The following is a 16,711-nucleotide window of genomic DNA, read 5'->3' as shown; positions in this document are numbered from 1 at the left end:
TACTATTTGTAACATAAACTTTTACGATCGAGTACAAAAAGAACAAATCAAAGTGGTAACTTTGCGTTTTTGCTAAAATTTATGTTAGATAAAGACAACACTATTGAAGTTCTTGGTGCAAGAGTTCATAATCTAAAAAATATTGACATTTCCATTCCGCGTGAAAAATTGGTTGTAATTACCGGTTTATCAGGTTCGGGAAAATCTTCTTTGGCATTTGATACTATTTATGCTGAAGGACAGCGTCGTTATGTTGAAACTTTTTCGGCGTATGCCCGACAATTTCTTGGCGGTTTAGAACGTCCAGATGTTGATAAAATCGACGGTCTTTCGCCGGTAATTGCTATTGAACAAAAAACGACCAGTAAAAGTCCGCGTTCTACCGTAGGAACTATTACTGAAATATATGATTTCCTTCGACTTTTATACGCTCGTGGCGCTGATGCTTACAGCTACAATACAGGCGAAAAAATGGTTTCGTATTCTGATGAGCAGATTAAAAATCTGATTATTCAAGATTACAAAGGGAAACGCATCAACATTCTTGCTCCGGTCATTAAAGCCAGAAAAGGTCATTACGCCGAATTATTCCAACAAATCACCAAACAAGGTTTTTTAAAAGTCCGTGTAAATGGTGACGTTCAGGATTTAATTGCCGGAATGAAGCTTGATCGTTATAAAACACACGACATTGAAATTGTAGTTGACAGAATGGTTATCGAAGATAATCCGGACACCCAGAAAAGATTGGCCGAAAGTATCAATACAGCCATGCATCATGGTGAAGATGTTTTGATGATTTTAGATCAAGATTCTAATGAAGTACGTTATTTCAGCCGAAACTTAATGTGTCCTTCAACGGGAATTTCATATCAAAATCCAGAACCAAATTTATTTTCATTCAACTCTCCCAAAGGAGCTTGTCCACATTGCAACGGATTAGGAACAGTTCATGAAATTAATGTAAAAAAGATTATTCCAAATCCTAAATTATCGATTAAGGCCGGTGGTTTTGCTCCTCTTGGCGAATATAAATCATCATGGATTTTCAAACAATTAGAAACTATTGGAGAAAAATTCGGTTTCAAACTTACTGATCCAATCGAGAAAATTCCTGAAGGAGCTATGACCATGATTTTACATGGCGGAAAAGATAAATTTTCGATCAACTCAAAAGATCTTGGCGTAACAAGAGAATATAAAATTGATTTTGAAGGAATTTCAAATTTCATCAAAAATCAATATGACGAAAGTGCCTCTACAACTTTAAAACGCTGGGCTAAAGATTTCATGGATGAAATTGCGTGTCCTGTTTGCGAAGGCTCTCGTCTTAAAAAAGAAGCTTTATTCTTTAGAGTAAATGAAAAAAATATCACCGAATTGTGTGATATGGACATTTCAGATTTAACAGCTTGGTTTTTGGATTTAGAAAATCATTTAACCGATAAACAGCTTTTAATTGCTTCTGAAGTAGTAAAAGAAATCAAAGACCGTTTGAACTTCTTAATGAATGTTGGTTTGAATTATCTGGCTTTAAGCCGAAGTTCAAAATCACTTTCTGGAGGTGAAGCACAGCGTATTCGTCTGGCAACCCAAATTGGTTCGCAATTAGTAGGTGTTTTATATATTTTGGATGAACCGAGTATTGGTTTACACCAAAGAGACAATGAAAAACTGATTCATTCATTAGAACAATTACGCGACATCGGAAACTCGGTTATTGTAGTCGAACACGACAAAGACATGATTGAAACAGCCGATTATGTAATTGATATTGGTCCAAAAGCTGGTAAATACGGTGGACAGATTATTAGTACCGGAACGCCAAAAGAAACTTTGGCTTCAGACACCATTACTGCTCAATATTTGAACGGTAAAATGAAACTGGAAATTCCGAAAGAAAGAAGAAAAGGAAACGGAAAATTCTTGAAACTAACAGGAGCTACTGGAAATAACCTAAAAAATGTTTCTATAGAAATTCCTTTAGGACAATTGATTTGTGTAACAGGGGTTTCTGGAAGTGGAAAGTCAACTTTGATTAACGAGACGCTCTACCCTATTCTAAATGCTCATTATTTTAATGGTGTAAAAAAACCACAGCCTTATAAAAAGATTGAAGGTTTAGAACATATAGACAAAGTAATCGATATTGACCAAAGTCCGATTGGTCGTACGCCACGTTCAAATCCCGCAACCTATACAGAAGTTTTCACTGAAATCAGAAATCTATTTACAATGACTTCTGAAAGTATGATTCGCGGTTACAAAGCCGGACGTTTCAGTTTTAACGTAAAAGGCGGACGCTGCGAAACGTGTGAAGGTTCTGGTGTAAGAACAATCGAAATGAATTTCCTTCCAGATGTTTATGTAGAATGTGAAACGTGTCAAGGAAAACGTTTCAATAGAGAAACACTGGAAATTCGATACAAAGGAAAATCAATTTCGGATGTTTTGGATATGACGGTTGACGAGGCCGTTCCGTTCTTTGAAAACATTCCGAAGATTTACAGAAAAGTAAAAACCATTCAAGATGTTGGTTTAGGATATATCACGCTTGGCCAGCAAAGCACAACACTTTCTGGCGGTGAAGCGCAGCGTATTAAATTAGCCGGAGAATTATCTAAAAAAGATACGGGAAATACGTTTTACATTCTGGACGAACCAACAACCGGACTTCATTTTGAAGACATTCGCGTTCTAATGGACGTTATTAATAAATTAGTCGATAAAGGAAATACCATATTGGTTATCGAACATAATATGGACGTTATCAAACTTGCAGATTACATTATCGATATTGGTCCAGAAGGAGGAAAAGGCGGCGGACAATTGGTTGCCAAAGGAACTCCAGAAGAAGTGGCGCAGAACAAGAAAAGCTATACTGCTAAGTTCTTAAAGAAAGAATTAGAATAAAACTAAAAGGGATAAAGCAATTTATCCCTTTTATATGAATTGGAATTTAATTTTACTCCATAAGTAAATTTCGTAGAAACAAATCCATTTTGCCACAACAATTTTAATAGATTTAAGGTTATTGAATCGCCCCTATTCAGTTCCGTAAGAACAAAACTTTTTTCCAGAAATATTCTTTTTTAAGATATTGATAATGAATCAAAAAACTCAAATTGATTATTATCATAAGATTACTTTTGGATTATAATTTGTGTTTCCTGTAACAATTCTAGAAAAAAGAGTTAATTTAGTATCCGCTTTTTTTGAAAAAATCAAGTATTAAAAAAAGTTAGAGCGATATCGAAACAGCTCTTCCAAAACAAAAACAATGAAATAAAATAATAAATTAAAATACCTAAAATGAGATTAGAAGATTTTGATAATGATGAAGATAAAGTAATCCAAGATAGTTTAAAGCAAAAAACCTGGAATGAAATTAAAAGTAATGACAGCTGGGCGATTTTTAAAATTATGGCTGAGTTTGTTAACGGTTACGAAAGCATGGGAAGAATTGGTCCTTGTGTTTCTATTTTTGGATCGGCGAGAACAAAACCAGATGACAAATATTATTTATTAGCCGAAAAAATTGCTTTCAAAATCAGTAAAGCTGGTTATGGTGTAATTACAGGCGGTGGTCCCGGAATTATGGAAGCCGGAAATAAAGGCGCACATTTAGGAGGCGGAATTTCGGTTGGTTTGAATATCGAACTTCCATTTGAACAGCATTTCAATCCATACATTGACCACGATAAAAATTTGAATTTCGATTATTTCTTTGTGAGAAAAGTAATGTTTGTTAAATATTCTCAAGGATTTGTGGTAATGCCAGGTGGTTTTGGAACCTTGGATGAGATGTTTGAAGCAATAACTTTGATACAGACTAAGAAAATTGGGAAATTTCCAATTATTTTAGTTGGTGTTGAATTCTGGTCTGGTTTGATCGAATGGGTAAAAACAGTTTTAGTGGAGAAAATGCATACGGTAAGTCCAGAAGATTTGAACTTATTCAAGATTGTAGATACTGAAGATGAAGTAGTTGAAGCTTTAGATAAATTCTACAAGAAATACGACTTAAGTCCGAATTTCTAATCAATATAACAACATAAATTCACTAAATATTCTTACTTTTTTAGCATAAAACAAAGCTGTTAATGTAAAAATATATGAATTTTATGGTTAATTTTAAAAAGCTGTTTAAAAAACAGCTTTTTTTATGCTATTTTTACAGAGAACCGAAAACATTTTTATGCACGTAATTTAAATTTGCGCCAAATCTTTGAAGCCATTATATAAAATTATAATCCTGTTTTTTGTTTTATTCAGTTCGATAAAACAGTACGCACAACATCGATCTAAGATGGAAGTGGCGGTTAATCTTGAACTGAAGACACTAAATGTAAAACAAGATATTACATTTTATAATACTTCAAATGATACTTTGGTTTCAATTGTGTTAAATGACTGGAACAACGCGTTCGCAGATAAAAATACACCTTTGGCAAGACGTTTCTCGGATGAATTTTATAGAGGTTTTCACTTAGCAAAAGCTGCAGAAAGAGGAAATACAACCATTTTAAGTCTGACCGATTCTAATTTTATGGCGTTTGAGTGGGAACGAACCGAAAAAAATCCTGATTATATCGTAGTCAGATTGAATCAAAAACTACTTCCAGGCGAACAAATTGATCTTCATCTTACTTATATTTCCAAAATTCCAAGTGATAAATTTACTCGTTATGGTTTTGATCAAAATGGCGGGATGAATTTAAAAAATTGGTTTTTAACTCCTGCCCGTTTTGAAAATCACTCTTTCGTGAAAAACAACAACTTCAATCTCGACGATATTGCCAATGCTATTTCTGATTACGAAGTGAATATAAAAGTGCCTAACAATTATTCCATATCAACCGATTTGGATTCGGTTGCAAAAGACATTACCAATACTGCTTTTACCAACTACAGTTATACAGGAAAGAACCGAAATGATTTCAGCTTAGTCATTCAAAAACAAAATACTTTTATGAGTTATGACAATGGCACAATCGAAGTACTTTCGGACTTAAAAAACAAAAAGATAACTGAAATTGAAAAAGCCATTATTATAAATCGAGTAGCGACTTTTGCAAATGATTTTATTGGAAAATATCCATACAGCAAAATCATGGTTTCGCAGGCAGATTATGAGCGTAATCCGTTTTACGGTTTAAATCAGCTGCCTTCGTTTTTGAGTCCGTTCACCGATGATTTTATGTTTGAAATTACATTTTTCAAAACTTATCTGAATAATTACTTAAAAAACAGCCTTCATCTGGATCCAAGAAAAGACAACTGGGTTTACGATGGAATTCAGATTTATGCCATGATGAAATATATGGAGCAAAATCATCTGGATCAGAAAATGCTTGGAAGACTTTCGAGAATGAAACTTTTTAAAAGTTATAATATCACCAACTTAACTTTTAATGAGCAGTATAGCTATTACTACATGTTGATGGCTCGTAAAAACTTGGATCAGCCTCTTGGTGATCCAAAAAACACTTTGATCAAATTCAACGAACAAATTGCCAGTAAATATCGCGCAGGTTTAAGTTTAAGTTATTTAGATGACTATTTAGATCACAATATCGTACCCGAAAGTATTCAGGAATTTTACAATCTAAATAAAAAAGAACAAACCAATCGATATGATTTTGAAAAAATCTTAATCAATAAAAGTCCAAAAAACATTGATTGGTTCTTTAAAACCATAATTGATTCAAGAGATATTATTGATTATAAATTTGGACATGTTACACGAACTCCAGATAGTGTTCAATTTGCTATAAGAAACAGAACCGGCGTATATGCTCCTATTTCAATTTACGGTCTCAAAAAAAATGAAGTGGTTTTTAAAAAATGGATTGAACCTTTGAAAGCAGATTCAATTTATCATTTTGATCGCAAAAATGCCGATAAACTAGTAATTAATTACGATAATGAAGTTCCAGAATTCAACCAGAGAAACAATTGGAAATCATTAAAAAGCATTGCCATTACCAATCGTCCTATTAAATTTAATTTTGCGAAAGATTTAGAAGATCCTTATTACAATCAAATATTGTATATTCCAACTGTAACCTATAACTATTATGACGGAATTACACCGGGAGTACGTTTTCATAACAAAACCATTTTAGACAAACCGTTTACATTTGATATTAATCCTGCTTATTCTATCAAAGCAGGAACTTTGTCAGGTTCATCTGCTTTTTCGTGGAGCCAGTATTACCGAAACAGTACTTTATACAATGTTCGGTATTCTTTAAGCCAGAATTACTTTCATTATGCACCTGATGCTACTTATTTAAGATTAAATCCGATGGTTCAGATTCGAATTCGTGAAGAAAACTTCAGAGACAATCGTAAACAATTGATTTTACTTCGCCAAGTAATTGTAAACCGAGAAGAAAGCGAATATATAACTGATAATTCCAAACCCAATTATTCGATTTTTAATGCTCGTTATGCCAATACCAAAACAGAACTTATTAATCATTTTAATTTCATGACCGACGTTCAGTTTTCAAACGGTTTTGGAAAAGTTTCGGGAGAAATAGAATACAGAAGATTATTTGAAAACAACCGTAAACTAAATTTGCGATTATTTGCTGGAAGTTTCATTTACAATACAACAAATTCCGATTATTTTAGTTTTGGTTTAGACAGACCCACTGATTATTTATTTGATTATAATTTATTGGGAAGATCAGAAAGCACTGGACTTTTCAGCCAGCAGTATGTAATTGCAGAAGGAGGCTTTAAATCACAAATCGAACCTTCGTATGCCAATCAATGGATGACGACTTTGAATGCCAGCTATGCAGTCTGGAACTGGGTTGAATTATATGGAGACGTTGGATTTTTAAAAAATAAGCATCAAAATGAGTACTTTGCATATGATACAGGTGTGCGCTTAAATCTAGTTCCTGATTATTTTGAACTTTATTTTCCAGTGTATTCAAATAACGGATGGGAAATTGCACAAGACAAATACACCCAAAAAATTAGGTTTATAATTACAATCGCTCCAAAAACATTAGTTACTCTTTTTACTCGAAAATGGTTTTAATTAAATAAATTTTAATCAAAAACATAAATTATTAATAACAAAAACATAAAATCAATAAAAATTACATAAATAAAACACCCAGTTTTTTCGTTTTAAATACAAATAATTGAATTATATTTATTTTAAAGAATTATGATTATTGATTGTTTTTAAGTAATTTCGCAGTCTAAACTTGACCCTCAAGATTATGATATTAGAAAAAAGCAACACTACATTAACGTTTGAAGATTTCAGAACTGAAGTTTTAAATGACTACAGAATTGCAGTTATCAGCCGTGAATGCAGCCTTTTAGGTCGTAAAGAAGTATTAACCGGAAAAGCTAAATTTGGAATATTTGGCGACGGAAAAGAGGTGCCTCAGCTAGCTATGGCAAAAGCCTTTAAAGACGGAGATTTCCGTTCTGGTTACTATCGCGATCAAACTTTTATGATGGCGATTGGCGAATTAAACGCAAAACAATTCTTTGCAGGTTTATACGGCCACACTGATTTAGCTTACGATCCAATGTCAGCCGGAAGACAAATGGGCGGGCACTTCGTAACACACAGTTTAAACGAAGACGGATCTTGGAAGGACCTTACTAAACAAAAAAATTCAAGCTCAGATATATCGCCTACTGCAGGGCAAATGCCTAGATTATTAGGATTAGCTCAGGCTTCTAAAATTTACAGACACATTGACGGAATTACCATCAAAGACAAATTTTCTGTAAATGGAGACGAAGTAGCATGGGGAACTATTGGAAACGCCAGTACTTCTGAAGGTTTATTTTTTGAAACCATAAATGCCGCAGGAGTTTTACAAGTTCCGATGGTAATGAGTGTTTGGGATGATGAATATGGAATTTCTGTTCACGCGAAACATCAAACTACAAAAGAAAATATCTCTGAAATCTTAAAAGGATATCAGCGTGACGAAGATTCTAAAGGTTATGAAATCTTTAGAGTAAGAGGATGGGATTATGCTGAATTGGTTTCGACTTATGAAAGGGCCGGCGCTATCGCACGCGAAGAACATGTTCCGGTTTTAATCCATGTTAATGAATTAACGCAGCCACAAGGCCACTCAACTTCAGGTTCTCACGAACGTTACAAAAACGCAGACCGACTTGCCTGGGAAAGAGATTTTGACTGTATCCGCCAGATGCGTTTATGGATGATTGCGATCAATATTGCTTCTCCAGAAGAATTAGCAGAATTGGATTTACAGCTTAAAAAAGAAGTTCTGGAAGCTAAAAAAGAAGCTTGGAATGACTTTATCAATCCAATTATTGAGGAGCAGAACAATCTTTTAAATTTATTAGAGCAAATTGCTGAAGCAAGCATTAATCATAAAGAAAGAATCAAAAAATTAATTTCTGAATTGGCTGCTATTAAAGCACCTTTAAAGAAAGAATTATTGGTGTATGCGAGAAAGATTCTTCGTTTTATTGAAGTTCCAAACAGCAAAATGCTTTTATCAAACTGGATTACGAGATTCTTAAATGAAACTCAAGAAAAATTCAGCAGTAATCAGCATTCTGAATCGGCTCAAAATGTATTTTCTGTAGAAAAAGTACTTCCTGAATACGCGGAAGATGCAAAACCGGATTTAGACGGAAGAATGGTAATTCGTGACAATTTTGATGCTTTATTCCACAAATATCCAGAACTTTTAATTTTTGGAGAAGATGTTGGAAACATTGGTGACGTTAACCAAGGTTTAGAAGGCATGCAGGAAAAATACGGAGAACTTCGTGTTGCCGATGTTGGAATTCGTGAAGCAACAATTATTGGTCAAGGAATTGGAATGGCATTAAGAGGCTTACGTCCTATTGCTGAAATTCAATATTTAGATTATTTACTGTACGCTATTCAAATCATGAGTGATGATTTAGCTACATTACAATACAGAACTGTTGGAAAACAAAAAGCTCCGTTAATCATCAGAACACGCGGACACCGCTTAGAAGGTATCTGGCATTCTGGTTCTCCAATGGGAATGATTATCAATGCTATTCGTGGTATTCACGTTTTGGTTCCAAGAGATATGACTCAAGCAGCAGGATTCTATAATACACTTTTGGAATGCGACGAACCTGCTTTAGTAATCGAATGTTTAAACGGATATCGTTTAAAAGAAAAAACGCCTCTAAATTTTGGTGAATTTAAAACACCAATTGGTGTGGTGGAAACATTAAGAAAAGGTACTGATATTACTTTAGTGTCTTATGGATCGACTTTAAGATTGGTTCAGCAGGCAGCTAACGAATTATCTGATTTAGGCATTGAATGTGAAGTTATCGATATTCAATCTTTACTTCCGTTTGATATCAATAAGGATATTGTAAAAAGTATTGCTAAAACAAATCGTCTTTTAGTAATCGACGAAGATGTTCCTGGAGGTGCTTCTGCTTTCATTTTACAGCAGATTCTTGAAGAACAAGATGCCTACAAATATCTGGACAGCAAACCACAGACTCTTGCCGCAAAAGCACACAGACCTGCTTACGGAACTGACGGTGATTATTTCTCTAAACCTTCTGCTGAAGATATCTTCGAGAAAGTTTACGAAATGATGAATGAAGTTAATCCTTCTAAATTTCCAAGTTTGTACTAAAAAATTAAATCACTTTAATTAATACAAAGCCTCAGATTATTTCGATCTGGGGCTTTTTTTTATGTACAATCCAGCAGTAATTGGTTATTAATAACCACTAAAAAACATCTTTATTTTAACAAGATAAAGTCCAATAAATATTATTTTAGCCCCAATTATTAATTGAGGCATACAACCAATTTTAATACTTCAGTAAACCAAAAACAACTTATTCCCAGTATTATGAAGACCAGTAAATTTTTGCTTATTTTACTTCTATTAGCACTAAATATTCAAAATGCAAACTCTCAAACATCATCCATTATTGATACAGAACAAGATCTTATAGGATCAACTTATGCGATCTCAAGATCTAACCTGCCTAAAAGTAAAGACAAAAATTCAGAATATTATTTAGCTCTTGCCAAAGCATATTTACAAGCTTATAATAATCCTTATCAGTATAAAAACGCGTTGATTAATCTTCGTAATTCTTTACTATTAGAAAAAAATAATAGTGAAGCTTTTAATCTGCAATCGCAGACCAATTATGATTTCGCAATAAAATCATTAGAAGAAGGAGAAAGAGAATTAAAAAATGGCTACTGGAGTGAGGGTTATTTCTTTTACCGCGCGTTAGAACACTTTTCAAATGCTTATCTTAATGAATTTAAAAAAGAAGATATTCTTTCCCATATCGATAAAATCAATTTATTAGCTAAAAATTCAGATCATGATCTTAAAGCATTTAATGAATCCAATCTGTTTAAAATTTCTACTGCATTTCAAGAAAAAAACACGGCTGATTACAAAGATTTAAAAAATGTTTATTCAGAAAAAAAAGCCAATCCTAATGCCGATAAAAATGAACTTCTTGATATTTTAAAAAAGCTTGAAGAATACGCAGAGTATTATTTTGACAATAGTAAATTCCAATATCATATTTCCAAAGACCAAAAAATAGAAGAAGCAAAATTAAAAATAGAACTAGGAGATACCGATAATGCATGTTCATTATTATACAAAACAGATATGCTCTTTTTTCACAATAACGGATACACTAAAAACGCCTGCAAAACATGGTACGATAAATTTTCAAAAGCAGAACAAACACGATATACCTTAGAAATAAAGGCTGCTGTAAAAAAATGGCATACAGAACATCCGAATATAATAAAACTACGTTCTCTTATAGGAGAAAATGATGATATCGTTCAGAGTTATTTAGGACTTCCTGTTGCAAAAAATTTCAAAATAAATGTTGGTTCAGGTATAAACAAAAAGGAATATACCGCAAACAAATACAAAACTAAAGATGGTATTTATGAAATTGTTTTAAAAGATGGAAAAGCTTTTCGCATTCAATTTGCACCAACCGCATTCATAAAATTTGATACAGAAACTTTCAAAGAAAAAAAGACCAATTTTGATCTTGAAATAATAAACAAACCCACTTCTTGTTTTGGAGATTATAACGAAAGTTTTGTTGGAAAAACAAAAATTTACTCGATGGATTATACTTGCGAAGATTACCATTCCAGTATACAATTTTACGGATTAAATGGTAAAATTATTTCGGTTGTTGTATATTAATTTCTGTTGGTTACATTAAAAAAGCTCCAAATATTTGGAGCTTTTTTAATTAAATATCTCTAAGCATAGCTCTCGCCTTCTCTAAATCTTCTGCTGTATCAATTCCGATTCCTACGTGTGTGGTTTCTACCATTTTAATACGTTTTCCAAATTCCAAATAGCGTAATTGTTCCAATTTTTCAGAAGCTTCCAAAGATTTCATTGGCAGACTGTAAAAGTCTAATAGCGCTTGTTTTCTAAAAGCATAAATTCCGATGTGCTGAAAATACCTCACTCCCACATTTTTTTCTCTTGGATACGGAATAACCGATCTTGAAAAATACAACGCAAACTGCGACTGGTCTACCACCACTTTTACATTATTCGGATTATTGATTTCGTCTTCACTGGTAATTTCACGCATTAACGAAGCCAGATCAATCTTTTTATCTTTATCATCTTTAAAAACCGACAACACTTGCTCCAAAGGTCCGGCTTCTGTAAAAGGTTCATCGCCTTGTACATTTACCACAATATCAACATCAAGATTTGCTACAGCTTCAGCAATTCGGTCACTTCCTGATTCATGTTCTTTGATACTCATAATGGCTTTTCCGCCATTGAAAACAATTTCATCAAAAATCAAATCAGAATCAGTTACCACGAAAACATCGTCAAATAATTTTGTCGAAACTGCCGCCTCATAGGTTCTAAGAATTACTGTTTTACCTCCCAAATCCTGCATTAGTTTTGCAGGAAAACGAGTTGAAGCATATCGTGCTGGAATTACCGCTATTATTTTCATTTTTATATTTTGTTATGAGAAAAGTTTTTCTCGTTATTATCGTCTCTTCTTTGCAATTTTTTCCGCCACGAATTCACGATTTGTCGTATAATAATTCGTGAATTCGTGGCGGAAAAAAATTAATTACTCTTCAAAACTTTCGTCTTTAAATCCTATCAAATATAATTTATTTTTAGCTCGTGTCATTGCCGTATAAAGCCATCGTATGTAATCGCGATCAATTCCGTCTGGCAGATAAGGCTGTTCGATAAAAACCGTATTCCACTGCCCTCCCTGCGATTTGTGACAGGTTATAGCGTACGAGAATTTTACCTGAAGTCCGTTAAAATATTCGTTTTCTTTTACCTTTTGAAACCTTTTGTATTTCGTTGGTTCATCTTCATAATCTTTCATAACCTCTTCATACAAACGATTGCTTTCTTCATAAGTTAAAGACGGTGATTCGCTTTTTAAAGTATCTAAAATTAAAACCGTTTCAAAAGGTATTTGATCTGGATAATCGACCATTCTGATTTTTACTTTTGCAAAAGTAAATCCATAAAGTTCTTTGATTCCAAAAAGTTCCAGAACTTCTATAATATCTCCGTTGGCTATAAATCCAGCAGCATCTGTTTCTTTCAGCCAGAAGTAGTTATTTTTTACCACCATTAAAAAATCCCCAACCGAAAGTTCGCTTTCTTTAAACAGAATTCGGCTTCTGATTTGTTCGTTATATTGATTCGCTCTTTTGTTCGAGCGAACAATAAACGCGGTATCTTCAATACTATAATTACTGTACGCGGTGTTTATAGCATCTTGAATATCGTATCCATCTGTTAGACGAACAATATCTTTAAACTTTTTTACATTAAATCGGAATTCCGTTATAAACGATTCTTTCAATAGTTCACGTAATTCAGTTGCATTGTAAAGAATTCCCGAATTTTCTTCCTGACGCATTACTTCATCAAGTTCGATATGTTCGATTTCTTTGTCATAATGAACACCAAGCGTCTGAATATCAAGCGCAGGACTTATATCAAGATTTACGGGCGGCAGCTGAGCCGTGTCTCCCAACAGAATCATTTTGCAATTGTTCCCCGAATATACGTAGTAAATCAAATCGTCAAGAAGCGAACCGCTGTCTAAAGTACTATCAGAAATCATCGAGGCCTCATCAACGATAAAAATGGTGTTTTTATGTTTATTAACCTGTTTGGTAAAAGCCACTCCGCCTCCCGATGATTTTTTCGGGAAATATATTTTTTTATGAATTGTAAAAGCCTGAGTATTTGAGTAATTCGAAATTACCTTTGCGGCACGCCCTGTTGGCGCAAGCAGCACAAATTTTTTATTGATATCACCAAGATTGTTTACGATTGTCGAAATCACGGTTGTTTTTCCCGTTCCGGCATATCCTTTTAATACAAAAATTGTATCGTTCTTGGGCTCTGTTAAAAAAATAGCAATTTTCTGAAAAAAAACATCCTGTTTGTAAGTAGGTGCAAAAGGAAATCTTTTCTGTAAAATACCGTAAAATAATGATGAATTCATGAGATTAAATTGGCCGGCAAAGTTCGGTTTTTTAAATGGTAATGGCAATAACAATATCAATGACAAAAAGACAATGGCAAATGGCAATGTAAATATAAATGATTTAAATTTTACAGATTGAAATGAAAGAACTTATATCATTTATAAGATTCAGTTACAAAAGATAAGTTTAATAATACAAAAATAATATTTGGATAACCTTTTTGTAATATTGATTTTTAAAATTGCAATTATAATTGTTCCTTTTTAATTTGTAAGTTTGTGGTCGTCTAAAATTCTTTATTTTTCAGCGCTGGTAACGAATTGTAAATCAAATATGTCATTACACAACACAAATATCACTTCAAAAAATTATAAAAAACTTTCGATTCAAGTTTCACTGAATGGATTTTCATTTTGCTGTTTTGATACTTTAAACAATACAATAACTGCATTTAATGAAGTTGTATTTGATACCCAGCAGAAACAAAACAAAATCGAAGAATTATATGCCGATGCTTTTAAAAAACATCCTGAGTTAAAAGAAACTTATGATGATATTTTAGTCATTCACAGCAATAACCTTTCTACTTTTGTACCAGCTGCTTTGTTTGATGAAGATTATTTGGGAAGTTACCTTCAATACACTACTAAAGTTTTTGATACTGATTTTTTTACTTACGATACAATTTCAAATTACGAGATGCACTCGGTTTATATTCCGTACATCAATATCAACAATTTTCTAATCGATACGGTTGGTTCATTTGATTACAAACACGTAAATAGTATTCTGGTTGAAAAAATCTTGGAAGCCTCAAAAAACAATGATGATAAAAAAATGATTGTGAATTTTAATCCCGATCATTTTGAAATTATAGTCGTTCAAAACCAAAAACTTTTATTATTCAATTCGTTTGAATATGAAAAACCAGAAGATTTCATTTATTATGTACTTTTCACTGCTGAACAGCTTAATTTAAATCCTGAAATTTTCCATCTTGAATTATTAGGCACCATTACCGAAAATGATCCTTTTTTCGAAATCGCTTACAAATACATTCGCAACGTTTCATTTCTTGACGTACGTGCATTACAAGAGAAAAACCATTATACAACAGCTCAAAATCAAAAACATTATATCTTATTTCAATCATGAGAATCATTTCAGGAAAATACAAAGGGCGTCGGATCTTTCCACCAAAAAACCTTCCTGTAAGACCTACAACTGACATGAGTAAAGAAGCATTATTTAATGTTTTGAATAATCATTTTAGTTTTGACGGTTTAAAGGTTTTGGATTTGTTTTCGGGAACCGGAAATATAAGTTACGAATTCGCTTCACGCGGCAGCGCACCAATTACGTCAATCGACGGTGATTTTGGATGTGTAAAGTTTATCAAACAAGTTTCATCTGAATTTGATTTTGATATTGCAGCTACCAAGAGCGATGTATTTAAGTTTTTAGAAAACTGTAAAACTTCATACGATATCATTTTTGCAGATCCGCCTTATGGTCTTGACCAGGCCACTTTTGAAAAAATTGTATTGACAGTTTTTGAAAGAGAATTGCTTTCTGAAGATGGAATGATGATTATCGAACATTCAAAATATACCAAACTGGATCATTTAAGTAATTTTTCGTTTCAGAAAAGTTACGGTGGTTCGTACTTCAGTTTCTTCGAACTGAATTCTACTGATGATGACGAAGAACTCTGATAAGTTAGCCCATTACTTTAGTTTAGAACTTAAATTTATCTTTGCATTGTCTGAAAAGGTGCTTCCCACGGTAGATGTACAGTTTGAGCAATTAAGAAGATTATGCCTTAGTTTTTCACAAAACGACCTGCCAATCCATGAATGGTATCCATCGGCATCGAGCATTAAGAAATCGCTTCTTTCCCCAGCTTTCGAAAATGACAGGGTTTCTCAGCGAGCGATTGACCTTGAAAACGATCGTGATGACATGATTCGAACAGTCGGGGTTTGGAATGGTCGCGAAGGAGATGGAAGTGCTGCCCTTACTTTGATGTATAATACAATGGGCGTTAGCGATGTATCGTTCTCATCCGATGAAATTTCCAGTCTAAAACACTATGATTGTGTAGCAAAAATTATTGAAGATGCTTTACAGATATGGCCTCTCAAGATTGCAGAAGCTGCTCCATTCGCCTATTCCGCTGATTTGAAATTATTCCCTAGTCACTCAGGTGTAGGCTGGATGCTCTATCTACCAAATCGAATCGAAATCGAACAGGTTCCAGAAGCACGAATGATTAAGCATGTCAAAGATCTAAACGGCACCGAGGGAACTATCATTATCAGTGAAATCGACGGTCCTTTTTATGCTGAAAATCCCGAGCATGTCAAAGCAGCTAATGCGATCGAGACTCGACTCGCTGATCTTGGCTTACTACCATGTTACGCTGACCTTTTCGCACAAATTTTCAATAGAAGTCTAAAGTTACGAATAAGCGAAGACGAAGAAGACGAAGGATAACTTCCTTCTAAAATATTCAACTTTTTAAATTCCAAATTCCAAGCATTAGAGTTGGAATTTGGAATTTTTAATTTGTTTTTGGTAAGTATACCCTTTTTACACCAGCCTCTTAGAAAAATTTAGCTCCGTTAATTCTTGACTTCCAATTATAGTCATCAATTAAAACAAATCCTAAACCCTTCACAGAAATACTTTTATCAGATAATCCGCTTTTACCATCTTTAAGATATTCTTCTAAGTTATCTATAATTATAAAGCTGGCTTTATCTTCTGATAAAGAAGCGGTAAATATTACAGGATAAGGAATCATCTCAACATTAATTGTATTAAATACTAAATAATAAGGAAATTTAAGCATCATGTATAAATTTAAGATTACAACAGAAGATAAATGTATGAAAAAAGCTAAAGAAATTTTAGTACCCCATACACAAAGAGTCGGAAAGATAGATATTTCGGATATTACAAATTCATCAATACCTAATGAAATAAATTATTTCGGCGAAAAAAGAATAAAAGAAATGAAAAAAGGAAAAACGATTGCTTTAACAATCATAACTAGAACTACTGTTTATCTTTCAAAGATTTAAGTTCTTACCCTTTTTACACCGAAACAAAATTATTAATCTTAATCCACTTATTATAGTGGATTTTTTAATTTATAAAATCATGGAAATTTTAAAA

The 16,711-nt window shown here is 33.2% G+C and carries 12 protein-coding genes; 9 read left to right on the top strand and 3 right to left on the bottom strand.

The features are described from left to right. Positions 1–81: 81 nt before the first annotated feature. The 5 genes from uvrA (at position 82) to J0383_RS18885 (ending at position 11,231) form a co-directional block, all read left to right on the top strand. Entirely contained in the window at positions 82–2,913 is a 2,832-nt protein-coding gene (gene uvrA, locus J0383_RS18905; protein WP_207295522.1) for an excinuclease ABC subunit UvrA, read from the top strand. A 399-nt stretch (positions 2,914–3,312) separates the two neighbouring features. After that, entirely contained in the window at positions 3,313–4,041 is a 729-nt protein-coding gene (locus J0383_RS18900; RefSeq protein WP_207295521.1) for an LOG family protein, read from the top strand. A 268-nt stretch (positions 4,042–4,309) separates the two neighbouring features. Beyond that, a complete protein-coding gene (locus J0383_RS18895) occupies positions 4,310–7,060 on the top strand; it encodes a gluzincin family metallopeptidase (protein ID WP_207298726.1) in 2,751 nt (916 codons plus the stop codon). A gap of 187 nt (positions 7,061–7,247) precedes the next feature. Next, on the top strand, positions 7,248–9,659 hold the full coding sequence (locus tag J0383_RS18890; protein WP_207295520.1) for an alpha-ketoacid dehydrogenase subunit alpha/beta: 2,412 nt from the start codon (positions 7,248–7,250) through the stop codon (positions 9,657–9,659). 222 nt (positions 9,660–9,881) lie between these two features. After that, positions 9,882–11,231: a hypothetical protein gene (locus J0383_RS18885; RefSeq protein ID WP_207295519.1), complete on the top strand. Its 1,350-nt coding sequence runs from the start codon at positions 9,882–9,884 to the stop codon at positions 11,229–11,231. Between the two features lie 49 nt (positions 11,232–11,280). Here the strand turns inward: J0383_RS18885 and kdsB are convergent, their stop codons facing one another. After that, positions 11,281–12,015, bottom strand: coding sequence for a 3-deoxy-manno-octulosonate cytidylyltransferase (kdsB, locus tag J0383_RS18880; protein ID WP_207295518.1), 735 nt, complete (start codon positions 12,013–12,015; stop codon positions 11,281–11,283). A gap of 123 nt (positions 12,016–12,138) precedes the next feature. Then, positions 12,139–13,548, bottom strand: coding sequence for an ATP-dependent DNA helicase (locus tag J0383_RS18875; protein ID WP_207295517.1), 1,410 nt, complete (start codon positions 13,546–13,548; stop codon positions 12,139–12,141). 316 nt (positions 13,549–13,864) lie between these two features. Between J0383_RS18875 and J0383_RS18870 the strand changes: the two genes are divergently transcribed. From J0383_RS18870 to J0383_RS18860, 3 genes are read left to right on the top strand one after another with little or no spacing between them, the layout of a single operon-like run. Then, positions 13,865–14,686, top strand: coding sequence for a DUF3822 family protein (locus tag J0383_RS18870; protein ID WP_207295516.1), 822 nt, complete (start codon positions 13,865–13,867; stop codon positions 14,684–14,686). Beyond that, a complete protein-coding gene (locus tag J0383_RS18865; protein ID WP_207295515.1) occupies positions 14,683–15,246 on the top strand; it encodes an RsmD family RNA methyltransferase in 564 nt (187 codons plus the stop codon). Before J0383_RS18870 ends, J0383_RS18865 begins: the two co-directional genes overlap by 4 nt. Then, positions 15,227–16,027: an Imm52 family immunity protein gene (locus J0383_RS18860; protein WP_207295514.1), complete on the top strand. Its 801-nt coding sequence runs from the start codon at positions 15,227–15,229 to the stop codon at positions 16,025–16,027. The genes J0383_RS18865 and J0383_RS18860 overlap by 20 nt, the downstream gene beginning before the upstream one ends. A 109-nt stretch (positions 16,028–16,136) precedes the next feature. Here J0383_RS18860 and J0383_RS18855 read toward each other — a convergent pair whose 3' ends face one another. Further along, the gene (locus J0383_RS18855; RefSeq protein ID WP_207295513.1) at positions 16,137–16,388 is read right to left on the bottom strand and encodes a hypothetical protein; all 252 of its coding nucleotides are present in this window, start codon (positions 16,386–16,388) and stop codon (positions 16,137–16,139) included. A gap of 34 nt (positions 16,389–16,422) precedes the next feature. On the opposite strand from J0383_RS18855, the gene J0383_RS18850 reads away from it, so the two are divergent. Then, positions 16,423–16,617, top strand: coding sequence for a hypothetical protein (locus tag J0383_RS18850; RefSeq protein WP_207295512.1), 195 nt, complete (start codon positions 16,423–16,425; stop codon positions 16,615–16,617). The last annotated feature ends 94 nt before the right edge of the window (positions 16,618–16,711 follow it).

This window comes from Flavobacterium endoglycinae, from assembly GCF_017352115.1.
GTDB classification, from domain to species: domain Bacteria; phylum Bacteroidota; class Bacteroidia; order Flavobacteriales; family Flavobacteriaceae; genus Flavobacterium; species Flavobacterium endoglycinae.
The sequence above is the reverse complement of the archived record's forward strand: the minus strand, read 5'-3'. Positions and strand labels throughout refer to the sequence as shown.